The 23,980-nt window shown below is 61.2% G+C and carries 19 protein-coding genes; 4 read left to right on the top strand and 15 right to left on the bottom strand.

The genetic code is table 11. The annotated features are described in order from the left end of the window. Positions 1-34 precede the first annotated feature (34 nt). The 3 genes from LDO54_RS12635 (at position 35) to LDO54_RS12625 (ending at position 1,899) form a co-directional block, all read left to right on the top strand. On the top strand, positions 35-757 hold the full coding sequence (locus tag LDO54_RS12635) for a hypothetical protein (RefSeq protein ID WP_224010734.1): 723 nt from the start codon (positions 35-37) through the stop codon (positions 755-757). A 46-nt stretch (positions 758-803) separates the two neighbouring features. Next, positions 804-1,043 carry a hypothetical protein gene (locus LDO54_RS12630; protein WP_224010732.1) on the top strand — a complete coding sequence of 80 codons (240 nt, stop codon included), beginning with the start codon at positions 804-806 and terminating at the stop codon, positions 1,041-1,043. Between the two features lie 211 nt (positions 1,044-1,254). Next, positions 1,255-1,899, top strand: coding sequence for a DUF6904 family protein (locus LDO54_RS12625; protein ID WP_224010730.1), 645 nt, complete (start codon positions 1,255-1,257; stop codon positions 1,897-1,899). A 109-nt stretch (positions 1,900-2,008) separates the two neighbouring features. Here LDO54_RS12625 and LDO54_RS12620 read toward each other — a convergent pair whose 3' ends face one another. The 8 genes from LDO54_RS12620 to imuA all read right to left on the bottom strand — a co-directional run bounded on the left by LDO54_RS12620 (position 2,009) and on the right by imuA (position 10,641). Then, entirely contained in the window at positions 2,009-2,293 is a 285-nt protein-coding gene (locus LDO54_RS12620) for an H-NS histone family protein (RefSeq protein WP_224010728.1), read from the bottom strand. 149 nt (positions 2,294-2,442) lie between these two features. Then, complete coding sequence (locus tag LDO54_RS12615) at positions 2,443-2,910, bottom strand: hypothetical protein (RefSeq protein ID WP_224010726.1); 468 nt, start codon at positions 2,908-2,910, stop codon at positions 2,443-2,445. A 46-nt stretch (positions 2,911-2,956) separates the two neighbouring features. Beyond that, positions 2,957-3,895, bottom strand: a complete 939-nt coding sequence (locus LDO54_RS12610; protein ID WP_224010725.1) for a tyrosine-type recombinase/integrase — start codon at positions 3,893-3,895, stop codon at positions 2,957-2,959. Positions 3,896-4,114: 219 nt separating this feature from the next. Beyond that, on the bottom strand, positions 4,115-4,405 hold the full coding sequence (locus tag LDO54_RS12605; protein ID WP_224010723.1) for a hypothetical protein: 291 nt from the start codon (positions 4,403-4,405) through the stop codon (positions 4,115-4,117). Between the two features lie 36 nt (positions 4,406-4,441). Further along, positions 4,442-5,362 (bottom strand): DUF72 domain-containing protein, encoded by a 921-nt coding sequence (locus LDO54_RS12600; RefSeq protein WP_224010721.1) that lies wholly within the window; start codon positions 5,360-5,362, stop codon positions 4,442-4,444. A gap of 11 nt (positions 5,363-5,373) precedes the next feature. After that, a complete protein-coding gene (locus tag LDO54_RS12595; RefSeq protein WP_224010719.1) occupies positions 5,374-8,523 on the bottom strand; it encodes an error-prone DNA polymerase in 3,150 nt (1,049 codons plus the stop codon). 2 nt (positions 8,524-8,525) lie between these two features. Next, a complete protein-coding gene (locus LDO54_RS12590; protein WP_224010717.1) occupies positions 8,526-10,001 on the bottom strand; it encodes a Y-family DNA polymerase in 1,476 nt (491 codons plus the stop codon). After that, entirely contained in the window at positions 9,922-10,641 is a 720-nt protein-coding gene (gene imuA / locus LDO54_RS12585) for a translesion DNA synthesis-associated protein ImuA (protein ID WP_224010715.1), read from the bottom strand. Before imuA ends, LDO54_RS12590 begins: the two co-directional genes overlap by 80 nt. Positions 10,642-10,836: 195 nt before the next feature. Here imuA and LDO54_RS12580 point away from each other — a divergent pair, with 195 nt between their 5' ends. After that, a complete protein-coding gene (locus LDO54_RS12580; protein WP_436975563.1) occupies positions 10,837-11,175 on the top strand; it encodes a DUF3876 domain-containing protein in 339 nt (112 codons plus the stop codon). Between the two features lie 1,600 nt (positions 11,176-12,775). Here LDO54_RS12580 and tssF read toward each other — a convergent pair. The 7 genes from tssF to LDO54_RS12545 all read right to left on the bottom strand — a co-directional run bounded on the left by tssF (position 12,776) and on the right by LDO54_RS12545 (position 23,906). Further along, a complete protein-coding gene (tssF, locus tag LDO54_RS12575; RefSeq protein WP_224010711.1) occupies positions 12,776-14,653 on the bottom strand; it encodes a type VI secretion system baseplate subunit TssF in 1,878 nt (625 codons plus the stop codon). A 72-nt stretch (positions 14,654-14,725) separates the two neighbouring features. Further along, positions 14,726-14,989, bottom strand: a complete 264-nt coding sequence (locus tag LDO54_RS12570; RefSeq protein ID WP_224010710.1) for a PAAR domain-containing protein — start codon at positions 14,987-14,989, stop codon at positions 14,726-14,728. Positions 14,990-15,439: 450 nt separating this feature from the next. Next, the gene (locus LDO54_RS12565; protein WP_436975562.1) at positions 15,440-16,903 is read right to left on the bottom strand and encodes a type VI lipase adapter Tla3 domain-containing protein; all 1,464 of its coding nucleotides are present in this window, start codon (positions 16,901-16,903) and stop codon (positions 15,440-15,442) included. A 50-nt stretch (positions 16,904-16,953) separates the two neighbouring features. Then, positions 16,954-19,059 carry a T6SS effector phospholipase Tle3 domain-containing protein gene (locus LDO54_RS12560; protein ID WP_224010706.1) on the bottom strand — a complete coding sequence of 702 codons (2,106 nt, stop codon included), beginning with the start codon at positions 19,057-19,059 and terminating at the stop codon, positions 16,954-16,956. Between the two features lie 11 nt (positions 19,060-19,070). Next, complete coding sequence (locus LDO54_RS12555; RefSeq protein ID WP_224010704.1) at positions 19,071-21,857, bottom strand: type VI secretion system Vgr family protein; 2,787 nt, start codon at positions 21,855-21,857, stop codon at positions 19,071-19,073. 346 nt (positions 21,858-22,203) lie between these two features. Continuing rightward, a complete protein-coding gene (locus tag LDO54_RS12550; RefSeq protein WP_224010702.1) occupies positions 22,204-23,667 on the bottom strand; it encodes a UvrD-helicase domain-containing protein in 1,464 nt (487 codons plus the stop codon). Beyond that, entirely contained in the window at positions 23,664-23,906 is a 243-nt protein-coding gene (locus LDO54_RS12545; RefSeq protein WP_065057979.1) for a hypothetical protein, read from the bottom strand. Before LDO54_RS12545 ends, LDO54_RS12550 begins: the two co-directional genes overlap by 4 nt. Between the last annotated feature and the right edge of the window lie 74 nt (positions 23,907-23,980).

Here is a 23,980-nt window from a genome sequence, read left to right as displayed (position 1 = left end):
AAGCGTAGGGAAACCATAGGGGAAACGGATAGTTATGACAGCGTCCGCGGTCATCGCGGCGAGCGTCGCCGCCGCGAATGCAGGAACAGCGAAAGCGGGCATCACCGTGTTGACGGTAATCATCACGGCGGGAGCTTCATTTGCTGGTGCAGCCCTGGCAGCATGGATGTCGCTGCGGATTGCGGGGCAGAGGATGCAGCACGAGCGGCGGCAAGAAGCTGTGAAGCGAGCCTTCGATTCAGCGGGTTCGCACATGGCTGTCGTCGCCTTTGACAAGTATGTGCAGTTTTGCGAAGAGTACACCGATCTGTTCCGAGAAACGCTACGCGGATTAATCCAGACAGGCCCGCACGAGAACGCGCTGAACTACGCAGCAGATCTATCACGACTTCGGACGCGTTGGGCGCTTTGGGTTACGGATGAAGTCAATGCGCTGCTGGAGAAGTTTGAAAAGGCACTGAGGCAGATGGGAAGCGATGCACACTTGTCTGCTCCTAAGCTGGCCGCGAGCGTTCCTAACCGACCGGAAATCATCAACCGTATGTATAAGGCTTTCTCCGATCTATTCGAGCTTGGCAACTGGAACGGTGAAGAGGCTAATAAAGACCTTGCCGTAGCGAAGATGATGAGCTTACTCAAAGAAACACTGGGCATCGAACAGTTCAGCCTGTTGAGACAGATGACGCTCAACAGCGCTCTACGTGAGTTGAGCGAACCCGAAAACGACAAGAAGCGTTCGGCACCGATTGCCGCATAGGAAAACGCTCGCACCCGATACGCGTGCCAAACAGGAGAACATGAATATGAGCCTACGAGTCGAACACGTTGTCGGTCGTTACTACCTTCATCCGTTCATCGACCTGACGCAAGAGCCCGTCTATCCCGGCGACGCTGCCATGTTCGGCGTCACCCATTGGGAGGGTTGGGCGGACGCGAAGCAGGACGAGCGGGGCACCTGGACGTGTGAGTGGATTGGCAATTACGACACCGAGGACGAGGCCCGCGCAGCCGCACACCGGCTCGCTGCTACGGATGCCGCGTAAGCATCAGACGCCAAGGAAAACGGGAACTGGCGAGCGGTTGGCGGTTGAAGATGTCCCTGTTGAGCAAAAATGAAGTTGTATAGAGCCACTCCTAATTCGAATGGGTTATTCCCGTGGAGGTCAATCAGTCTCACGGAGGTTGTATAGTGATCGTGTTGATTTTAAAAGAGTCGTCGAAAAATGCGGCGTGATTTCACGAGGAGAAAGTGCAGTGCTTCAGTTCGATCTCACAAATCGGCACGCTGGCATCGTACTCTGGGGTGACAGGTGGTCGTTGCGCGCAGTTCACGATCTCGTGCACAAGGTCAACGAGGAGAGCCCTCTCGTCCAGAACAAAGAAGGTTTTCTCTTGGGGCTTGCCTACGACGTCCGCAAGGCATACGAGGGCCAGCGTGAGAAGGCGGTTCGGGAGCATTTCGAGGACCGGTGTCCGATCTACGGGGTTCAGATTCTCTGGCCGGTCATCATTGCCCAGGTGGCAGTTCTACGGGCAGGGATGGCCTTTATGCCGACGGATCGAATGGACCAGTCGGTGATGTATGAACTTGAACATCTCGTCGATCGGGCGGTTCGTGAGGCCTCACCCGCCAAAGCAGAAGGGATCTTAGTGCAGATGAAACGTCTCGGGGCGGCGCATGAACATGTCGAGGAGGTCATCGACAGTCGTTGCGGGTACTTTGTCTCACTGCCTCCGAAACAGCGCGTCACTCAGTTGGCGATGTTGCTTGCAAGCTTGGATTCGATGTACGATTTTCATGTTGAAATCGCCATAAGAAGCGGCTCGCGAGACGTGATCCCGCCGGACAGTTTCGAGCCCTATAGTTGTGGCTCCGAATGGCCGGATTTTCAATGGTGAGTGTCGCTGGCCGGCACTATACAACCGTTCGCAGTAACCAAAGAAAATCAAAGCGGCGCGTGATCCGTGCGCCGAACTTCAAATTGCGCCCGCAGGCGACACACCAAGCTTAGCGTTTGATCAGAAAAATCGACCGGTCGGGCACGTCCTTGATCCAGTTCGGCGGCTTCCCCCGTCCCGACCACTCAGCACCTGTAGTGGGGTGGCGATACTTCGCAGGAAGCTTGAGCTTCTCCTTTAGAACCGGCCCGCGGATCTCTTCGATTGTGATCCGATGCTGCTTCATCTTTTCGATGATCTGCGCCATCATCGAGCTTCGCTCTTCCTTGAATGCGGCCGCGAGTTGGCTTTCGAGCTGCTCCCGTTGAGCGAGGAGTTCTTTCAGGTCTGACATCGAATCGAGGTGTAGTCTGGGCGAATTCGCATTCTACCGCGCAGGAACGCCCGACATTCAGGCACCGGCCCCGTGAAAGGGCGCGGTGCTCGCTGCGAATGGTCGCTCGCGCAACACTGGTCACTTACCCGCAGCGCGGCGTGTCGGCGTCAAGCAAGCGCGGCCGCGACCTCAGGAGCGACGTCAGCCGCAGTCGCGTGGACCGTGTCGACCCGCACGCTGCCGGCCGTCAGGTTCTCCGGGTCGATTTCGATACGCTCGACGACGCGGCCACGCCGAACTTTCTCGGGGTGGATCTCGTAGCGATTGTCCCTCCTCACATAGTCGTGGAAATCCGGCGTGAATTCGAATCCAAACGAACCCGTCGAATCGGTGGCCACGAGTTTGATCACATTGAGCGGCACGCCGCGCAGGTCGTGTTCGAGCACGCGATTGAGCACATGGTCTCTCGCGGCCGCGGATACGACCGGGCTTGGAAAGTCGGCGACGGCCTGACGCAGCTCGATGATAGCGAGCCACGGTTCCTGCTCGGTGAACGCGATGCGGTAGTACATCGCGCTGGGGCGGCCTTGCTCGCCCCGGTAAATGATGGGTTGCACCGGACTTTGAAACAGCATGGATGGCTCCTTGGGTATGCCGCCCACTGCGGGCGACAAAACCAGGTTACGGAGCCTGCGAGAAAGTCAAGCTCCGTCCCGGCGCCATCAACGTGGCGCGCAGACGGACCACTGTGCGTTGGCTCGCGAGCCCCATCAGGCGGCTCACCTCTTCGTTGGATTTGCCCGCAATAAGAAGCCGGCGGGCGAATGTATTACGCAGCACGCGCGGACTCCTGTCGGCACCCTCGAAGCCCTGCGCGTCCAGCGCAGCCCGGACAGCGCGCCATAACGTCTCCTCTGAGAGCGAACCGGCCGGACCTAGCAACGGGAACAGCAAATCATCATCGTCTGCCCGCGACCGGTGAAGCCACGCGTCGACTACCGCGCGTGCAAACGGCGCAACCGGGATCAGACGCTCGGCTCTCGCTCCGTACGCGCTGACGAGGAAGCGCCATCGCTCCCTCTCTGCGATCACGTGCTCCCGCCGCGCGCGTCTGATCTCGGCCGACGTAACGCCGGTAGCGAGCAATAACGCGACCGCTGCCCGATTACGGAGTCCACGCTCATCCCCTTCGGGCCACTCCTGTAACGCGTCCTGCAGACGAAGGTCGACGACTTCGTCCAGATAAATGGGAACAGGCTCCCCCGTTGGCCACGAACTCAGCCGCGCGTGCGCCGCAGCCGGGTTATCGCCACGCAGCCCGACGTCAACGAGATGACGACATAGCCGGTCGATGAGCTTCGCATATCGCAGCGCTGTGCTCGTTTCCGAACGGCAGTGGCCGCCCACGTCACCAAGGAAGGCAGCGAAGTGGTCCTCTCCGAAATGAAGAATGTCCGTCCCTAGCGATGCGAGGAAGCGCTGGAAGCGTTCGAACATCGCCGTGTGCTGGACGATCGAGCGGGCGGAGAAAGGCTTTCCGGCCGCGCCCGTCGCATAGAGTTCCTGCCAGCGCCGATAGGCCATACCCGGTGCGTGACGCCAGTCGTCGTTCTGATTCATGGCTGACATATACTGAATTGGAGTCCTGATGACTTTAAGGCGAATCTGCGATTCGCCCACTTGGCGAGCAGAGCGAAGGCGTCATACCGGCTATTTTCCAATCAAATCGGGATTCTCGCGGTATTGAAAGATGGGTAAAAATCGCTATCTTTCCGGCCTGCGTTCGGCCGTTGCCCCGCTTGCTTCCCCGCCAACAACATCTTTAGGGCGCCGCGCCATTCATCGGGGCGGGGTGTCGCCGAGCCAACCCGCGATCTCTTCCCGGTACTCGAACACCGGGTCGCGCGACCATGCCACGAACCCTGCCTCCCACTCGTCCCACACAATGTCATCGAGGTCAAACTCTTCCTCGACGAAACGTCGGTCGTCGTCCCTCAGATATGCAAAGACCAGATGCCGAGCGTCTAACCAGGCGATGACGTATTCGTCCAGTCGTGCCGCGGTACCGCGTGGCTGATCGCGCAACAACATCGCCAGATCACTGACAAATTGCTCCTGCGACGTTTTCATTTCGACCTCCGTCCCGGCAACACGCCAGGTAGCGAGCTACGTTCGCGTTACTCCACCGCTTTGCTGATCGAGGATTTCGATGAGCGTCCTCGCGTTGCGCTGCCCTTGATCTTCCATGTTGTTATTGAACACCACGTGTGTCTGAGCAACGATGCCCGCGATTTCACGAATCCGAACCGCAAGTTTGGATAACTCATCATTCTGATAGTCATAGTTGAAACGATCGCTCGCTGCAGTCGCTCCCTTGATGTTCCACGTCTCATGATTTCGGCCGTGCAACCTCACGAGGGCCAGTGCGGGATTGGTCACCTCCCACACGGCTGGAATGCTGTTGGCGCTGCCTTGCGGCTCGTCGACGATCACGTTGACGAGCTTGCGGTCACGCTCGAAAGCGAGTGTCGAATCTGCATGCGCGTTGTCGAACCAGCTTCGATTTCTGAACTCCACAGCCATCAAGAATCGGTCAGCCATAACGTCCGCGCAGTGCTCGACGTGAGCGCGCCCGTCAGGACCAGACGTGACCCACGGTGCGAACTGGAAGTGGACCGCACCCAGCTTTCCCGCGTCAGCGAGTGGGGCTATCGCCTCAAAATAGCGGCGCCACAACTCGGCCCGGAACTCCTCCGGCATATCCTTGTAGTAGAGATTCTTTTTCCCGTTCTGCGGGAGTGCGGGCTGCATGTCCTTTGGAAACATGTCGCGGGGCGTCTGGTGGCCCGTGAAGAGGCGAAACGCCTTGATGTTGAACGTGAAGCCGGGCGGGGTCCTCTCGACCCAAAGGACAGAATTGCTTCCACTCGGCATCGAGTAATAACTGGAGTCGACTTCAACGAGCGGAAACTGGCTGGAGTAGAACCGCAGGCGCGCTTCCGCGCTGTTGCATCCTGGCGGATAAAAACGCTTGCTCTTGATGAGCGTGGGGTCAGTCCATGACGCCGTACCTACGCGGATATCCATTCGCACCTCCTTCAGCAGAAGTCTCGACTGACCGTCTGAAGCTCGCCAAGCAGCTGACTCACATCCACGAGCCGGTTCGCAACGAGATGGCGCACCTCGCCCTGACGTTGCCACACGCCGTACACGGCGAGCAACGACGAGCCGAGCGCTTCGCGCCTGAATTTTTCCAGCACCGACTCCCACACGATGATATTGACGCTGCCGCTCTCGTCTTCGAGCGTCATGAACATCACACCATTTGCCGTGCCCGGCCGCTGGCGCACCGTGACGATTCCGCAGGCGCGTGCGAGCTGACCGTTACGATACTGCATCAGCTCACCCGAGGCGACGAGACGCATCTCCGCGAGCTTCGGCCGAAGCAGGGCAAGCGGGTGCCGGCCTAGCGTGAGTCCGGTCGCGCGATAGTCGCCAACGATCTCCTCGCCTTCCGTCATTGGCGCGAGCGCCGGGGTCTCGTCGTCGTCCGAAGCATCACGCAGCAGATCGCGATCGGGGACGGCGGCCACCGCCTGCCAGAGCGCAGCGCGGCGCTCGCCGGCGAGCGACTGAAGCGCGTTGGCGGCCGCGAGCATTTCGAGGTCGCGGCGATCGAGCCGCGCGCGGCGCGCGAGATCCGACACGTCGCGGAAAGGGCGCACCGCCCGTGCCATTTCGATGCGCGCCGCTGACTCCGCTTTCAACCCGCGCACGAGCGACATGCCCAGACGCAACGGGTCATGTGTCGTTGCCCCCTCGATGCTGCTGTCCCAGTTGCTGATCGTCACATCGACAGGCAGGACGCGGACGCCGTGGCGCTTCGCGTCCTGTACCAGTTGGGAGGGGGAGTAGAAGCCCATCGGCTGGCTGTTGAGCAGCGCGCACGCGAACACCGTCGGCTCGTGGCATTTCAGCCAGGCGCTCGCGTAGACCATGAGTGCGAAACTCGCTGCGTGGCTCTCGGGGAAGCCGTACTCGCCGAAGCCCTGAATCTGCGCGAAGATCTGTTCGGCAAAGTCGCGACTGTATCCGCGCTCCAGCATGCCGTTCACAATGCGGTCGTAGTAGACGCCCAGGCCGCCTTTACGGCGCCACGCGGCCATCGCGCGTCGCAGCTGGTCGGCTTCGCCCGCCGTGAACCCGGCCGCGAGCATGGCCACCTGCATGACCTGCTCCTGAAAGATCGGCACGCCCAGCGTGCGCGCGAGGGCCTGCTCAACCTCCGGGCTCGGAAACGTCACCGGTTCCAGTCCCTGCCGCCTTCGAAGATAAGGATGAACCATGCCGCCCTGGACCGGGCCCGGGCGCACGATCGCAACCTCGATCACCAGGTCGTAGAACTGGCGTGGCTGCAATCGCGGCAACATGCTCATCTGCGCGCGCGATTCGATCTGGAACACGCCTACCGTGTCGGCGCGGCAGATCATTTCGTACGTGGCAGAATCTTCCGCGGGTATGTCCTGCAACTCGAAAATCTCGCCCCGCTTGTCCGATATCAGGTCGAGCGCGCGGCGCACCGCCGAGAGCATCCCCAGCGCAAGCACATCGATTTTCAACAGCCCAAGCGCTTCGATGTCGTCCTTGTCCCACTGGATGATTGAGCGATCGACCATTGCGGCATTCTCGATCGGGACCAGCCGCGAAAGCTTGCCGCGACTGATCACGAAGCCACCACTGTGCTGAGAGAGGTGGCGCGGGAAACCGAGCAGCAGCGCGGCAAAATTTGCCCACTGCACGATCAGCGGCGTCTCGGGATCGAGGCCCGCTTCTGCGAACCGCTCCAGCAGATCTCGACTTGAATCGAACCAGTGGTGTGCCTTCGCCACCCTGTCCACGATCGCGGGATCGACGCCCAGCGCCTTTCCGGCCTCGCGCAACGCGCTGCGCGGCCGGTACGTCGTGACCGCGGCCGTCAACGCGGCGCGCTCGCGACCGTACTTCCTGTAGATGTACTGCACAACCTCTTCGCGCCGCTGATGCTCGAAGTCCACGTCGATGTCCGGCGGCTCACCGCGCTCCTTGCTGATGAACCGCTCGAACAGCATCGACGAGCGTGCTGGATCGACCTCGGTCACGCCCAACGCATAGCAAACCGCCGAGTTCGCGGCGGAGCCACGCCCCTGGCACAGAATTCCTTCATTGCGCGCGAAGCGCACGATGTCGTAGACCGTCAAAAAGTATGGCTCGTACTTCAGGTCGGCGATCAGCGCCAGTTCGTGTTCGATCTGCGTCTGGACCTTGTGGGGCACGCCCGCAGGCCAGCGGCGGTGGGCGCCAACGTAGGTTTCCTGCCGCAGATAGGCCTCGGGCGTGAAACCGTCGGGTACAAGCTCGTCCGGGTACTCGTAGCGCAGCTCGTCCAGCGAGAAGATACAGCGACGCGCGATGGCGACGGTCTCCGCGAGGGCGCGCGCCGGGTACACGTTCGCGAGCCTGAGGCGCGAGCGCAAATGCTGTTCAGCGTTCGGGGCGAGATCGTAGCCGCACTCGGAAACCGGGCGTCCCAACCGGATGGCTGTGAGCACGTCCTGCAAAGGCTTGCGCGAACGCACATGCATCACCGGCGCACCGGTGGCCACGACCGGCACACCGTGGCGCGCAGCGACCTGCTCGACAACACCGCGGTGGATATCGTCCATTGCCCGCGCGTGGAGCGTCAGCGCAACCCAGGCGCGATCGCCGAATGTCTCCGCGAACCACGCCACCTGTGCTTCGAGGTGGCCTTCTTCTGCCGGATAGTCCGGGCTGAGAATTGCGATGCAGTCGGGCAGGGCTCTGAGATGCGCCTGCGCAGGGTCGGGGCGAGCGAGGTCGCGCGCGGCCAGCCTGTAGCTGCCTTTGTCTGCGCGCATGCGCGCCATCGTGATCAGCTCGCTAAGGTTGCCGTATCCGTTGCGATTCATCGCCAGGGCGGTAAAACACAGCGCTGGCGTATCGTCGGCGTTCGTCAATGTGAAACCCGAGCCCACGATGTACGGTATGCCGGCCTTTTTCGCTTCGACATGCGCGCGCACGACACCGGCAAGCGAACACTCATCGGTAATTGCGATCGCGCTATAGCCGAGCTGCGCGGCACGCGCCGCGATATCGTCCGCGTGCGAAGCACCGCGCAGGAACGAGAAGTTCGAGAAGCATTGCAGCTCCGCGTAGTCGGGGAGCGCACCAAAACCCGCGAGAGTCGACATCGCTATCCGAACAACCCATGGAGAAACCAGCGAGGATCGCGGTCATCACGACTACCAACGCGCTCGCGATATATCCAGTAGTGCAGATTGTTTTCAGCCTCTGCCACGAAGTAGTCGCGTGTCACGATACTGCCGTCCTGCCAGCCGCACTCGATGCGCTCCGCCGGCGAAACAACGCGCAGCGCCGTGCCATAGAACGGTCGATGTCCGCGGATAATCAGTTGGATCGGCGTGTCCAGCAGCCACGCTGGGCGGGGCAGGTCACGGGGAAGATCGTGTCGTGAACGCTGCGTATCACTCGTCGTCGGGACCCAGCGCGCGGCGACCTCTGGTCGATAGTCGGCGACCGGGGAAGGGCGCAGCACGTTTTCCGCGCCAAGCCGCGCGACAAGCAACTCCATCAGCCGGGCGTGGTCCTGTGGCGAGCCGCCGGGCTCCGGGAACAGCGAATCGCTGGGCGCTTCGGCCGCGCGGACGTCCTTTGCCGCAAGCCTGAGCGCGATAACCGGGGCGGCGAGCTCAATGCGCGCCAGCCGCTCTTTCAGCAGTCGAACCAGATGCTCTTCATGCCAGGTCGGTTCGCCGAGCGCCACTTCAATTTCCGTTGGCGCGATTGCATCCCGGCCGCGCTCGTGCTCGAGGGAAATGACGAAGCGCGCGATCGCCAGTTGCCTCGCCGCGAGCCATCCGGTCATCTGCAACGTCAAACGACGGGCGGCAAAAAGGCACGCCTCGACGTGTTCGATCCGGTCAGGCAATTCGACCCGAGCGTCGAAAGTGGGGGGCATGACCAGCCATTCGTGCACCTCTGGCGCGGCGCCGATCGCGCGGTCGAGCGCATCAAGCAGCGCCGTACCACAGCGCTTTTTCAGGCCCGCGCGCGGCAGCCGCATCACATCCGCCATCGTTGTGCATCCCAGTCCGTCGAACCAGTCCGCGTATCGACGGGCGGCCGGCAAGGCATCCACCGGCACGCACGCCAGCGCGCGGCGCTGCGCCCGATCACTCAGCACGACGCCCGCACACGTTCGCGCGAACAGCCACGCTGCCTGTGCGGTCGCTGCGACCGCCATCGTGCTTGTCACGCCGAAATCCGCGACCACGCGACGGATGGACCGCCGTAAAGCCCGAAGGCCGCCGAAAAGTCGCAGGCTAGCAGTTACGTCGGCCAGAACCACGTTTTCTTCCGCGATAACAACGAGCGGCGTGAACTGGAGCAGGGCTGCCGCCACGCCATGAACGGTTTCACTCTCACGCGCAGCATCCCGCTCATGGAGCGTCGCGTCCGGCGCGAGCGTGAGCACGCCGCCCCGGCGCATGCCGCCGACGACCCCTCTCGCGCGCGCCGAAATGTCAGCGTCAAGCACCCGATCTTTTTCCAGCACAACGACCCCACCGTCAGACGCTGGCGTGTGCCAGGTCGGGCAGAAACTCTCGATGGGGAGGCGCGGCAGACTGACGCCGATCCAGAGATGCATTTCGATTCAGGAGAATGGGTGAGGGCGACAGGGACACAAATACGGGCGCATCGCGATGCGGGCCGCGGCGTTTGATGAACGAGACGTTCACGCCTCCCTCTGACGGGTCCAGCCCGAGCCGTAGCGGCGCGGGCGAAGTCGCGCTCGCCGCGACCATCGGCCGGAACAGAAAGAAAAGTGTGTCCGCGCGCTGCGCCGCCAGATGCAGACGTCGCAGCGCCTCGGCTCTAACGTGCGACGACCAGAAAAGCAGGCCGCCTGCAGTGCCACCACGAAGGATCTGCTCGACCGCCCAAAGGGCGTCTGCCGTCGTTCCCGGCTTGAGCAGGCACAGGTTCGTCGTATCGAGTCCCCACCACGCCAGGGCGGACTGCTGCAACCGGTGCGGAGGCTGCACAACGAAGACAGGTCGCTGGGAGACGCGCTCGAGCGCGGGCCGAAGAAGCCGAAGCTCGCCGCAGCCGGGCTGCGGCTGCATCAGTTCAGTCAGCGATCCCGTTGGCCAGCCGCCGCCTGGTAGTTCAAGGTCCAGGTCTACGTGACCGCTGGACAGGGTGCGATGCCCCGCAGAGCCCCACTGTGATGCCCGCCACAGGTTGGGATGGATATCCTCTACACGGGGTAACGGCAGCGCGGCCATCGGGTAACCTCAATACTGTACGTTTGTACAGTATATGGGTTGGATGAGATTGTGCAAAGTCCATCGTCCCGGACAGACAGTGACCGTCCGCACGAGAACGGCATTTGCCCCATCCTCAAGACTTTGCGTATTTATCTTATGATTCCTACACCGCGCCCTGCGCAAATCCAAAATTTTTCACGAAGGCCAATTTTTATGCGCCACCGCGCTCGCACCGTTCTCACCATCGCCGTTGTGGCCGCGTTAAGCGGCTGTGGGAAACCAGCTGGAGAACAATTGCTCGGGAAGTGGGTGAATGAGAAAAACAAAGAAACCATCGAAATTACAAAGAATGGCGATGGATTTTTGTTCAAAGACACGCTAGTTCGACCGTTTATCGGCGCCATGGTCAACAAATTTCCCGCGACTTATGAAAAAGGCACGTTACAAGTCGGAACTGGGATGGGCACTATGAACGTTGGCTACGACAGAGACCGCGATGTTCTTCTCGTGCCGGCGATGGGAGGCTCCGTCGAGCTAACGCGCGTCAAATAACCGTCATACCGCGCCGCCCGGCACCAAATAATCGTCCGATCCTGCTAGTGAGTAGCAGCATTGTTGTTGTGAAGTTTGATAATTTATATTATGTTAAATAATCTGGTATCCTAAGGATCTGAGAGATTTATTGAAATGATCGCCCATAGCAACTCAACGCGCTAGCTGCCTCGCACGCGAGCGGGACTTTGCGTTAGTTACCATGTTCAAGACCTTGCAGTCGGGACACCAACGTCCCTTGTTGCGAACATTGTCGAAATTGGCGTTCCAGACGTGGCCCCGGTGGCACTGCCAGGTCAAATGCGTCCGAGCGTTGACGTATGATTGCGACAAACACACGCCTCCTCGCTCACGCGCCACCGCCTGGGCCTCCTCAATCGAGCTGCGCTGGCTATCAACGGCGCATTGCTTACACCATCGGCCTGCCAGAACCGCGCTCCCCTTGCCCGACCATTCGTGCCCCTTTGCACAACGAAAGCGGTACGTTCGCGCGGTCCCGGTGAATGTTTCGTCGAGGCACGCTCCGCCGAGCGCCTCGGCACGTGACCTGAGCTGCTCGAGCCCGTCGCTTAGAAGGAGGGACTTGCCCGCCTGGGCTTCGGCACAAGTCGGGCACCACGCGCCCCTGAGCACCGACTGAGCCGAGGTGACCCAGCGATGCCCATGTGCGCACAAAAAACGATGCCTACCGTGATAGCCAGCGTATCGCTTCGAAAGGCAACTTCCCTTGCGGGCGTGAGCGGCTTGTTGCAGTCGCGCGAGCCCGTCTGCGGCTAGCAAGGCGTCGTGGTGGCAACGGCGACACCAGCTCGACGTATAAAGTACGGTCCCGGCGAGTGCCGTCCACGTATGACCGTGGGAGCATCTGAACCGATGACGTGCAGAGGTCCCGAGAAACTGCGGAGACAGGCACACACCGCCGTGGGCTTTTGCGGCCGCCTGGAGCCGCTCCAGGCCGTCCACAAGCAGTTCCCTCGGACGCGGGCACTTCGGGCACCAGGCGCCGCGTCGTACGACTGCTGAGCCAGACCTTTCAAAGATATGCCCCGCGCCACACTCAAATCGATATGCGCGCACCATCCCCATATACGAGACAGAAAGACACTTCCCCCCTCGTTCTCGTGCGGTTGCGTTCAGCCGCTCAAGTCCGTCCGGAAGCAGATCGCCGGGTAGCGGCCCCAACTCGCGCTTGCACGCGGCGCAAGCCGCGCCCCGCAACAGGTCCTGTCCACCGCACGTCCATTCATGGCCCTGTGAGCAACGAAGCCGATACCTGTGCGCCGTACCACGCCACGGAGAGTCCATCCATGTCAGACCTGCTCGCGCGGACTCTGCGTGTGCCCGCGCCGTTATGTCTTCGGTCGCGCACTGCTGGCAACCTGTTACGCGCTGGCGGATGAGATTGCGCGGTGCTACCACGGTTGTGTGCCCGCGAGTACACGTGAACGGCTGTGCGGTCCACATGCCTTCCCACGCTTCGCCAGCAAACACCAGCGCGTGCCGCTGCATGGCTCGCGCAAGCGCCAAGCTGGGCACCCGCACGGGAAGCCGGCGTGACGGCGGAGGCACCGGTGGCGTGTGCTTCATCGCAGGCCTCCCGTTATAGAACCGGAACGGCGCCCGGAATGAGTTGACCGCGCGCCAGCTCTGCGCCATTCGCCTCCGATACGATCACGACCTGTACGAAGCTATGCGCGGGGGCATACCGCACGAAAACGCTCTCAAGCACTCGCGCTAAAATGGCGATCGGCACCCCGGCCAGCCCTTGCTCGTCAACGGTTAGCCGTACACGCAGGCCCCGCGTCATCCGTGACTGGGGTTTCTCGACAATCCACTCCATCGCGGTCTCCCGCGACAACCCGACTATCGCCTCGATCTGGCCCTCGCTCGGCTGACCACGAGTTGGCGCGTGAGCCGCAAGCAGCGCCTTCAGAGCCGGCAAACCGCTCTGATCAAGGCTGAACGGGCCCGCAGACAGGTTCTGAACGACGGACCAGTACTGATTCTTGGGCGACGGGCGGGCGGTGGCATCACTCGGCCGCCGCAGCAGGCTCACCCGGGCAACGACGCTTCGGTCAGCAAGGTTGAAATCGCCGTCCCGGCGCCCCCACTGCATCGAGCCGGGCCCGACACCGTTGGTACAAAGCAGCGTCGCATCAACCTGCTCGTCGCGCGGGGGTTCCGATATCTCGCCGCGTGGCGTCACAAATTCCAGCAGGCACCCACCACCTGCGACGACCGCCTCGTGGCCGCCGGGGCGTGACGCGAGCCAATACAGCACCTGCCGCCGGTCCGTGGAACTCGCGAATCCAACACTGTGGTCGAGCGAGTGAAAAGGCTTCACGCCGCGCGTGATCGCCGCGCCGTCGCCGTCCCGCGTGAGCCGTACGCTTTGCACAGCCCAGACCTCGGCGCCTGTTGGGTTCACCGTTTGCGCGACCATTGGGTAAGCCGAAAGCGTTGCGTCCTTTAAAGCGATCGGCTCGGCCGCGCACGGGAACAGATTCACGACTGGCGTACAGCGCAACCGGAAAGCCGACGCCGATAACGTCGCCAAAGCGACCGCTGGTGGCGAATCGGGGTGAAGACCGAAAACCGGCACGTGAATGGACAGCCGCCTGTTGACGCTCCGCCCCGCGAGAAGCTGGCCAAGCCGGAAATCGAGAAAGTGAAACTTCTCTGGATACGCGAAGTACTCGAGCAGAAGTCGGTACGAGGACTCACTGCCCAGGTCGACAACTGCTTCGCGCTCGCCGAAACCAACCGGAGAAATTGGAACGGAATCGAGCGCAGTCCAGCGCCCGCTGGAATCAACTTCCAGAAAGGCGTGTTTGCTGCGGTGAACGAGAGCATCGATCACCGCAGCAACCGCGGATTCCTGCGCGTCAATAAAGACCCGGACGTCACCGCGCACGGCACTCGCGAAATCAGCCGCACCGGACTGCACCGCGAAGCTGATCGAGAAAACACCGCTTGTCCCTTCGGGCAACCGGACGTTACTGGGCACAGCGGAAGGAATCTGGTACGCAGCGTCGTCGATGCAGAGTGCCGACACGGTCGTGTCATAGACCGTCCTGAAACCGTACTCACCTGCCCGCGTCGTGAGGTGGGTGCCGCGCGGCATAACCGCCGGCGACGTGAGCCGCTCAACTGCGGTACCGGGTTCGAAACACGCGATCGAACACGACGGAAATGGTCGCAGGAATTCCGGATAAAGCACCTCAAGCAACGGAACCGTGAAGTCTGGGACATCGTCTTCCAGACGTTCGCGCACGCGTGCATTGAGGAGCGCGGCAGACTGGATCATCCGCTCGACGTGCATATCCTCCGAGTGTTCACCCTGCATCGAGAGGCGCCCGGCCGCACGTGAATTACGTGCGGTGAATTCTGCCAGGCCACGCCGCAAAAACTGCAGTTCGCGTTCGTAGCTCGATTTGAGATCTGACATCAATCGCCCCAATCTGTGTGTTTCGCTCATTTGCCACTGCAACAACGTGGCGACCGAAGTGGTTCACACCGTCCGAAGACACGCCGGACAAGTACGGGCCTATCAGCCCAGGCCCGACGTTGACACTGACGAAATCAGCGTTGCGCCACATGAAATCTTGTGCCCGTCAAAGGCCACGGCACGGCCGTTTACGAGAACAGACTGATCGCCCTCGATAATCACACAGTCATTGTGGCCAGACTGCGGGCATGTGCACCGGTCGCCAACGCAAGCGACCGCGCGGCCCATCACCGTCGAACCGTCACGGCCGGTCACAACCGTGCCGCCGTGGCTCGTCGAATCTCCTACGCGAATTACGCCACGCATTACAGCCTCTCAAATTCAGCTTGTTCTATTCCGCACTGCTCTACATGAGAGTGCACTGCCCGTGCTCGAAACCATTCACGATCGCTGTCACTAGCCAACCAGCGGCGCCGCCGGCTACCACCGCCACGATCAGGACGCGAATACTCGGCCTTACGGGCGACCATTTCGCGATCGCAAGAACAACGGCAACGTAACCCACCACAGCCATCGCGAACTCGCCCGGCCAAGTAACTGCGGCCTGGCTTCCCATGCCGATTCCCACAATCCCCGCCCACAGCAGAGCGAGAGCAACACCACCAGTGCAATAGGCGAAACAGCCGCCTATTAGCGCCGCCCATGCCATGGCGAAAAGTATCGCTGCCACGCCGAGGACTCGGGAAATGCCCCCTTGGGCTGGTTCTTTTGGAGTCGCCCGCGGCTGGGGCCGTTCTGTATTTTCGATCGATTCGTTCATCGGTAGAGGAAAGGATTATCGCCCCGCGTTTTTTGGTTCTTCTGGATCTGAGCCTGACTCGGTGGCGTGACTCGCACGATTTCAGCTTGCCCGTCAGAGCGATCGACAATGGCGCTGGCTTTGCCATCCTGATACCCGGATATGAGTGCTAGCGCTATTTGCACCGCGCCTGAGCTGATCCCGGTATTGCCGATTCGGTATCCTACGTCAAACCCTTCCGCGACGTTGCCGGTCGAGGGCGCGTCTGTCTCCGCGCCCAGCGCCTGAGTTAACGGAATCACCCACTGACGATCACCGGTCGTATCGAAGAAAATGCGGCGCGGCACAGCCGCTTCGCGGCCTTGCGCCACCGCACGCGACCATCCATCCCGAAGCGCGCTGGCCTGATCTCTTTCCCGCAGCGCATGACCATGTTCGTCCGCGAGACGCACACTCACCGGCCGATCGATGTAGCCGAGCACAGGCGACTCGTCGAATTGCTTGACCTGCCAGTCCGTCCATCGAACAGGCGTCCATGGATTGGGCGCAAACTCACCGGGCCCCTTGTTCTCGGTATGCTTCAATAGCTCAGGGACCCGCGAGCGCCACCACGCCGCGCTCATCGTGTGGGGCGACACCCCTTCCTGGCCACGCGCAGTCAATTCTGCCTGGTAATGCGCGTCGAAGGCTTCCCTCTCGTCCCAATAGAAGTTCCAGAGTTTCACCAGGTCGTATTGAGTCTCCCTGGTGTCTACACCTTCCGGTTTCGTGACAATTGATGGCCTGAGCCTGTCGATTGCATGCGGCCTCGATACCAGTAGCGCGACGTTGCTATCAAAAACGGCAGGCACGGCCGCCCCATCAGGTATCAGGCCGGAACCGGGCTTCTCGAGCAGCTTTCTCGTGACCATGCCGTCAGTGCAAAAAATCAGCGCAAATGGCACATCTGGGTTGGCGTCGAAGAACTTGAACACGTCCACAAGCGACGGGCCAGGACCGTTCACCGCCTGTTCGATAACGAACAGGTCGAACGGCAGGCTACCTTCCTGTCGGGCGTAGTTCACTGAGAACGCCGCGCCCATCAGGTTCTCGGGATGTTGGGGCGGCCCGTACACAAAAACCGGCAGGGGCGTGTACTCGACCGCCTCGCCCGCGCCAAGCTTGAGGGCGAGTCCGCGGGCTAGCTTCGACATCGCCGACCTGTCCGTCCACGTCGAGGGATAGTCCGAAGCGGAGCGCGACAGAAACGACTCGTGAGTGGCGTTCTTCTTTTGAATGTGGCTCCAGATTTCCGTCTGGGCCCACTGATCAATTGTGATGCCAACCCCACGCACTTCCAGTCTATCGATCTGAGTATCCGGCGCATTCAACGCGCCCTTGGCAGGTTGCCCTGCCGGCGTCGCGGGAGCTGTACCCGAAGCCACCGCTTTTTGCCCACCAAAAAGCCAAACCATAAGAACCACCATCGAAATGAAAAACAACAGACCGGGTCGGCGACCGAATGCACATCGATCAAGTGCGGCAAGCGGTATCATCGTGCGAGCCCGCTGAAATCCATATTAAACGGGGGCGTCACCGGTTTTTCGGGGTTTTTATTCTGGTCCATCGACTGGCTGACCACGAGTGACGGCATACCCGAAGATACGGACTCTGGAAACTCGCCCGAGCTGTAGTAGTCGCAAGCCTCTTTTAGAAACGTGCGAGCGTCGTGGGACAAGTTTCCAAACTTGGGAAGCGTGGACAGGGTCGTGTAGTCAACCTTCCAGTCGGCCATCGCAAGCCATACGGCCTGCCAGTCTTTATCGTCGAGCGTCTCCGCCTGTCCGATCGCCACGTCCATCGCGGTCCCGAACCGCTGATTCCAGGGGTCGCGCAAAATTGCGGAGTGATACGAGTTGTCTTGAAGGACGCCAGACGGATCGTTCTTCGTCAATGCCGCTGGATCCTGCGACATCCGCGCTCGGGCCTCGTTCGGTGTTTCCTCGCGCCACGCGCTAATACCTGCAAATGCCCCCCCGAACCCCCCGCCATTTGATCGGAACTCAACGCTTCTCGTCTGATCGTCGGGTGCCTTACCGGCATTGAAAGCTGCCTTGAGGGAATCCGCAGTCGCATCGCCCGAAGTTGGAAGTTGCGTCCACTGCAGGCTCGCATTCGAATTGCCGAGCAACAGATCTTGCGACACCGCATCAGGCGCCTCCTTGCCTGAACCGACGACCGCCTCGCCGCTGTGCAGCTTAGGCGCGAACGCAGGCTTCAGTTCATCTCCGTTGATGAAGCGAGAGCCAATCTCCGGCACGTCCATCCGGTGCGGCTTTGTGCCTACCAACGGCTGGTTACCATTTTTATCGGCTTTGATCCAGACACGCTGGTAGAACCGGAACTCCTTCAGTGCGTTCATCGCAGCATAAGTGTTCGTCGCGCTTTGCGGGCGCGTATGGTTACCGTCCCAAAAGTATTCCTTGCCCTCCACCGTATCCGGAATGCCGTGCGTCCCCACACCCTTAACCGTCGGAATGTCGACAGTTTTATCATCCGGATTCCAGTAGATATAGATTCGACCGCGATTGTCACGCTCGTCGAATACCGTTGGCTTACCGTGCTGATCGGGGCGAATGCCACTCGTCGGCGTCCATTTGTGGCCGGCGCGGCCGCCCGACTTTCCACTACTGAAAACGAGGTCCGTCAAAGCCGGCAGCGTATATGGCGTCTTGGTGCATTCGGCCACGATATTGACCAAGGTCTGGAGACGCGCCTGGACCGTCTGAATCGGCGCGCCATTCTGGGCGAGGTTGTTGAAAAAAGCGGCTTCGGTTAGCGCATATGGACTATCGACGAGAATCAGACAGTCCGCGCAACGCTTGCCCGCGTCATGCAGCATCGCTTGTGCGAGCAACGAAATGACAGTTCCCTGGCTGTGCGCCATCACCGTAACCGTCTCGTCCGGCTTCACTGCCCGGATCTCCGAGATTAACGTTGCCATCCGCTTTGCTGCCAGAACCTGATAGTGTCGCTCCGGGCTCTGGCCCGAAAACTGATAATTATTCATCTTGCCGAACTGCATCAGGCGACGCGTGACAAACGTGGACATGAAGCCTGCGCCGTACATGTCAGGAATGTTCGTGGTTGCGTTGTTGAACATACCGCCTGCCTTGGCGAAGTGAGCGTCGAGACGATTGCCTCGAACGTCCTGATACTGTGTTCGCAGCTTGGCGGGCTTGCCGCTCTTGTCCTTGAGGATCTCTTTGTCTGACGCGCGGTAGCCCCAGTAGAACGGTATGAAAACCGAATGCGCGTTCGTCCCGTCGCGGCTGTAAAGGTAAGTGTCAGGGTCCGCGGCAATCCTATCCTGGACTGTGTTGGCCTGGCCTTTTTTCTTCGCCGCAGTGGCCTGCAGATACCGCGCGCCGTATTCGCCCTTGACCATGTCCGGACGGTCGAGGCGCTCGTTAAGCCCCTGACAGAGACCCTCCTCGACCGTCTCATAGTTGGCGCCCGGATCATTCACTCCGTGCGAGAAGATCACTATGCCCGGCAGGTCATTCGGACGCGCGACCGGCCGATCGCTCGCACGATTGGACGTGGTAACGCCTGCTCCCGAGCCGATCACTTTGCTGTTAGATGCCGCGTTGCTCATGTCTGTCTCGGTCAAATATCGGGTTGCAGGATGTCAATCTTCAGGAACTTCATCGCGTCGTCCTTCACAATTTCCGTCAAGCCGTTCGCGTCGGTTTTCCCTTCGATAACCTGTCCGTCGCTCGTTGTAATCCGGTAGGCCTGGTTGGCCGCCGGCATGGGAGCCTCTGGCGTGTCGCCGACATGGTGCAATCGGAAACGCTGATCGGTGGGCTGGTTGTTGAAGGCGCTCTTGGGAGCGCTTTCCGTTGCGGGGCCACCCCACTGATGGGATGCGGATTGCAACTTGATGTCGCCGTTCGTTCCCAGCGTCACACCACCGCCGATCTTGATGAAGCTTCCGTCTTCGGCGACGAGGCGAACGGTGGGTGCCGAGAGCACAATCTCGTTCTCGTTCGTGCTTATCGCCACGCCTTTCTGCGCCGCAGCGGTCAGCGTGTCTGCCTGCGCCTGCAAGATCACGGGGCCTTCACCAGCCACCGCCTGAACCCCCTTACCGCGCGCAAAGAGTTGCATGCCCTGTCCTGCGGTCGCGTTCAGGCGCTGACCGCTCATAAGCTGCAAATGTTGCTGCGCGATCTGGTCGATGTTCTCTCCCGCATAGGTGACGTGGGTCTTGGGAGTGAGGTTTGCTGAACCCGACTGCGCGCCAAACGCCATCAGTGCCTGCTCGCTGCCCTGCGTTGTACCCGACGTACCGCCTGTGCCAGTTCCCGGACTCCAGTTCTTCAGCGCGTTCGCGACTTCCGTCTGCCCAGTGCCATCCGCAGCCACTCCGCCGTGCTGCCCGGCATAGTCGCCAAGCGACTTGAACAGCTCCGTACATTCAGAGAGTAGCGAAACCAGTTCATCGCGATCCAGCTGCCCACCGGCCGCCTGCGATCGGGCATAGGTCGTCAGCAGGATGCCTTGCGCCGCGCGAACGGAGGCTGCCGCGTCGGTGCGCAATTCGGCACCTTCACCGCGATCGGCGCCATTACCATCGGAGCGAGGATGTGTCAGATAGCCCAGGTTCAGCTGCGAGGAAGCATGATCGCTCGCAAGCTGAGCACTGATCTGCTGCGGCGTATCGTCCAGACGTAGCTGGTTCGAACGCTGCCCGTTGATTTCCTGGCTGACGGTGCCGCTAAGGTAGCGGTTTCCGGGGAGCGCGCCGGTGCGGCTAAACATGGCGGGCATGTTCTGGCCATTGGGAAATACGCCTGCCACGTACATCCGGTCAGGATCGCCATTCAGGAAATCAAGCAGGACCTCCATGCCCTTTCGGGGCAAAGCGTTCTGGCCGAAGTTTGCGCCAGACCAGCTACCCAGCACACGAACGGCAGCGCTATCCGCCGGCGTGCCTTGTGTACCGGCGCCCGCGGCGTGGGCATGGTCCGCTTCGTCGAGCCCCTGAATCTGGACAAAGATGCGGCCGTACTCGTCGGTGTGAACCTGCTCACCGTCTGGCACAACCACGACGCCGGTAATCGGATAGACGCGCGGAAGGTCGACGCGTGGATCGTAGACAGGCGTGAGGGGTGTGCCGCGCGGCACACCCGTAAACGTGTTCTCGTACCGGCTGGACTCCGAGTCGTCGTTTTGGGAGCCGCGCGTCCGGGTCGCGACAGACGCCGGCGGCGAGTCAGACAGCCACCGGCTGGCAGTGAACAGCGATTGCGCGCGTGAGGAAAGCTCCTTGGGCAGGTTGTTCTCGCCGCGGTGGTGAAGCGACGTGAAGATGACGCGACGGTCGACTTCCTCGGCCTGATCCAGTTCTGGATGTCCCGAGACCGTGACCCACGTGCCGACCTCAAGGTCGCGAACGCCGCTTGCGCCGTCAATCCTGACGGCTTGAGCACCGTGAGCCATGATCCGCGCCCTGCCGAGACGCTGATTGTCGTCCGCCGAATCGGCGATGTGAGGCGCGTCAATGCGTGAGTCCGACAGCAAACGGCCAAGATCATTCCCCGCAGCGCCCTGGTCGACGCGGGTCGGCGCCTGCAGCTTGTCCATCTGGCTGGGCTTGTAATCCCAGCTCACCCGGCGCACCGAACCCGCGATCAGCTGCCGCCCCATCGAAAGAAGCGTGATGGAGTCAGACGTCCCGACGCTGGCGTCCGAGTGGTAAGGAACGGTTCCTGCCGGGCCTTGCGCCAGTTTGATCACGCTGTCAAAGAGGACGAGCGTGTGAAACGGTTGTTCTGAGAGGTCAGAGCTGCCCTGTCCGCCGGCCTTAATGAACCATGAAATGCCTTCGCGGCGGCAAAGACGACGGATGAAGTCGGCATCAGATTCATCAAATTGCAACGTCTGCTCACGGGTCGGGTATTTCGACGCGTCAAGATTCGACAGATCGATGTCGAACGTGGCAGCTAGCGTAGTGCTTTTCGTGCGCCATTCACGAACCAGTATCTGGATAATGTCCAGCGCGCTTTTCGTCCGGAATATGCGCGTGTTGATACGACGCTCAAGGACCGATAGCGCGTCGCGCACGACCAACTGATACGTTGCCAGCGAACCGTCAGACTCACCCTCGTGAGCATCCGTCACGATCCCGCATATAGACTGAAGGCCGCCGGTATCGGTGACCATCTGCACAGTGACCGGTTGCCCGAGAAAATTCTGGAGCGGGACGCCGTTGCTCGTTGAAATGCATGACAGACGCCCTTCGATACCCCCGCAAAGATCCTCGCGAATATCAAGCCTCTGCAGAAACAGCAAGCCCGCAAGGTCAGACTGGGAGTTGCGCCAGTAGAGGCGAAAGGCACGCGTGTCCTGCGACGGCAGCGCACCGATAAATACTCGCTGTAAGTTCACGCCCTTCTCCCCGGAGGAATCTCACTTATGCGATTTGATTAACTGATATTCATAGCCGATAATCGTGCCGCATAAAACACGAGGGGCCAATAAGTCGGGCCGAAAATAGCAGCGGTTTAAGCCGCTGTCAAATTCCGTAAGATTTGTCTTGAATATTCAGTATTTAATTCCGAATTACCGGAATTTTCTGCCAAGAGGAAAAATCTGCCGCCTGGGTGGCGGATCGCCGCCAGGTTTTTGCTAATGCAAGTCGAAAGGTGAAAATCGCAGGAGCGCAGTACGGTCTCCCGACGTCATTGCCGGGAACAGCACGAGAACACTGTCGTTCTGCACGCGCGATTCGACGTCAGCCACGGCTGACAAGCCGCACCAGCTCCTCGCGCATCCCGGAAATGTCCAGGACATGCTGCGCGCGCGTAATCGCCACGTAAAGCAACCGGATTTCGTCGTCATCGGGCACCGGGCTGCCGTCGGCGCCACGGAACCGGAAATCGTTCGCCACCCTCACCCGCTTCCACTCAAGGCCTTTCGCGCGGTGGACCGTCGAAATCACATAGTCGGCCTGCTGCTCAGGCGCACACCGCTGCGCAAGCGCGCGCAGGTAGCCCGTGCCGAGCTCGTCAACGATCCGCACGACTGGCTGCAGATCCTGGCCGAACGGGGTGCGCGAAAACGCCTGTACCTCCGCCCAGTTCTCAAACAGCGAGAACGCCGCAGGCCGGAACGTCCGCTGCCCGGCCAGCAACTGGTCTGCGCCATCCGCGAACGCTGCGATTTCCGCCGGGCTCATGCGGATCGCGGGCCGCTCACCCGCTTCCAGCCCTGCGGCCAGCTGCCAGATCGCCGTCACGTTCTTGCGGCACAGCACGGCGTCGACTGGCGGCGCGATCGCCGGATCTTCGACCAGGATTGAGCCGATCGAGTCCTGCCCGCGCAGCGGCGTGCGCTCTCCCAGACGCACAAGCAGGCGGCTGGCGAGCGCTGCGAACGTCGGCCCAAAGCGGAACGACTCCGTGAGCGCGCATTCAGGCGCATCGATCTGCGCCATCGCGTTCACCGCGCCCCGCCATTCGTAGATCTGTTGGTATGGATCGCCGACGTAGATCACCTGGGCGTGCCGCTGGCGCTCGAGTACCGAGAGCATTACGCCGTCGCTGTCCTGGGCTTCATCGAACAGGATGTAATCCGCCTCAATGCGTGGCTCCGACAACGCCCATAGCTTGAGCACCACATCGGGCGAAACGGCGGCGCCCGCGCGGGGACCAGCGCTTTCCTCCCACATTCGCTGCACGAACGGGAGAAGCCAGGTCCGCAGCTGAGCGGCGTCACCAAGGTCGATCTTCTCGTCGACGACGACATGCGTTGCGATGGGCTGACTCTCCGATGAACGGCAAAAGCGCCCGAGCGCGTCGGTGATCATCCGTCCAGTTTCAAACGGCGTGAGTTCGATCGCCCTGCCGGTCACGGACCGCACCTGCACCGATCCGATCCCGAAGCGCGCTGCCAGGATATGCGGCGGCTCCGCTTCCAGACTGCTGCGGCGTTTGAGCGCCGAATCGGCTGCGGCCCACGCCTGCGCGTGCATCGTCCGCGCTGGCACGTGGGGCGGAAACTTCAGCGCGGCAGCCGCGGCGATATCCCGGTTAAATGCGAGGTAGATGCCACGCCGCGCCCCAAACCGGTCTGCCACCAGATTCAGCGTTGAAGTCTTGCCCGCTCCGGCGTACGCCTTGATCTTGAGGTCGCCGCCACTGCGCGCAAGCTCCACCACCTGTTCCTGCTCGGGAGTCGGTGAAAAAGTCGCGCTCATGCGGAGCCGATTGCCATCCGCGGACTGGCCAGTAGCGCGTCGCGCTCCCCGGCCCTCGTCGCGCCATCGCCGTCGACGCCGTCGCGCGCGTTCATCTCGGCCCACCGTATCTGCTCGTCCGTCGTCATGACGCTCAAGGCGTTGCGGATGATCTGGTGAGCCGCGCGCAACTCGAAGAGCAGCCTGCTCTTTTCAGCCTGGAGGGTGGCCAGCTCGATCTCGGTCGGATCCATCGACATGTCGTTTCCTCAGTGGAATTCGCCCTGCATTTTCGCACGGTCAGGCACACCAAAAATCACCGCCGACGGCACGG

Origin of the sequence: Paraburkholderia tropica (assembly GCF_914484835.1) — a bacterium.
In the GTDB taxonomy this organism is placed as follows: domain Bacteria; phylum Pseudomonadota; class Gammaproteobacteria; order Burkholderiales; family Burkholderiaceae; genus Paraburkholderia; species Paraburkholderia tropica_A.
Note: the sequence above shows the minus strand (reverse complement) of the source record. Positions and strands in the feature narration are given on the sequence as shown.

Bases quoted from the DNA above. Each gene is read 5' to 3' on its own strand.
- imuA (WP_224010715.1), bottom strand. From the start codon at position 10,641: ATGGCCGCGCTGCCGTTACCCCGTGTAGAGGATATCCATCCCAACCTG.
- LDO54_RS12605 (WP_224010723.1), bottom strand. From the start codon at position 4,405: ATGAAAACGTCGCAGGAGCAATTTGTCAGTGATCTGGCGATGTTGTTG.
- LDO54_RS12570 (WP_224010710.1), bottom strand. From the start codon at position 14,989: ATGCGTGGCGTAATTCGCGTAGGAGATTCGACGAGCCACGGCGGCACG.
- LDO54_RS12600 (WP_224010721.1), bottom strand. From the start codon at position 5,362: ATGGATATCCGCGTAGGTACGGCGTCATGGACTGACCCCACGCTCATC.
- LDO54_RS12610 (WP_224010725.1), bottom strand. From the start codon at position 3,895: ATGAATCAGAACGACGACTGGCGTCACGCACCGGGTATGGCCTATCGG.
- LDO54_RS12630 (WP_224010732.1), top strand. From the start codon at position 804: ATGAGCCTACGAGTCGAACACGTTGTCGGTCGTTACTACCTTCATCCG.
- LDO54_RS12560 (WP_224010706.1), bottom strand. From the start codon at position 19,059: ATGAGCAACGCGGCATCTAACAGCAAAGTGATCGGCTCGGGAGCAGGC.
- LDO54_RS12590 (WP_224010717.1), bottom strand. From the start codon at position 10,001: ATGCATCTCTGGATCGGCGTCAGTCTGCCGCGCCTCCCCATCGAGAGT.
- LDO54_RS12580 (WP_436975563.1), top strand. From the start codon at position 10,837: ATGCGCCACCGCGCTCGCACCGTTCTCACCATCGCCGTTGTGGCCGCG.
- tssF (WP_224010711.1), bottom strand. From the start codon at position 14,653: ATGAGCGAAACACACAGATTGGGGCGATTGATGTCAGATCTCAAATCG.
- LDO54_RS12635 (WP_224010734.1), top strand. From the start codon at position 35: ATGACAGCGTCCGCGGTCATCGCGGCGAGCGTCGCCGCCGCGAATGCA.
- LDO54_RS12550 (WP_224010702.1), bottom strand. From the start codon at position 23,667: ATGAGCGCGACTTTTTCACCGACTCCCGAGCAGGAACAGGTGGTGGAG.
- LDO54_RS12595 (WP_224010719.1), bottom strand. From the start codon at position 8,523: ATGTCGACTCTCGCGGGTTTTGGTGCGCTCCCCGACTACGCGGAGCTG.
- LDO54_RS12545 (WP_065057979.1), bottom strand. From the start codon at position 23,906: ATGTCGATGGATCCGACCGAGATCGAGCTGGCCACCCTCCAGGCTGAA.
- LDO54_RS12620 (WP_224010728.1), bottom strand. From the start codon at position 2,293: ATGTCAGACCTGAAAGAACTCCTCGCTCAACGGGAGCAGCTCGAAAGC.
- LDO54_RS12615 (WP_224010726.1), bottom strand. From the start codon at position 2,910: ATGCTGTTTCAAAGTCCGGTGCAACCCATCATTTACCGGGGCGAGCAA.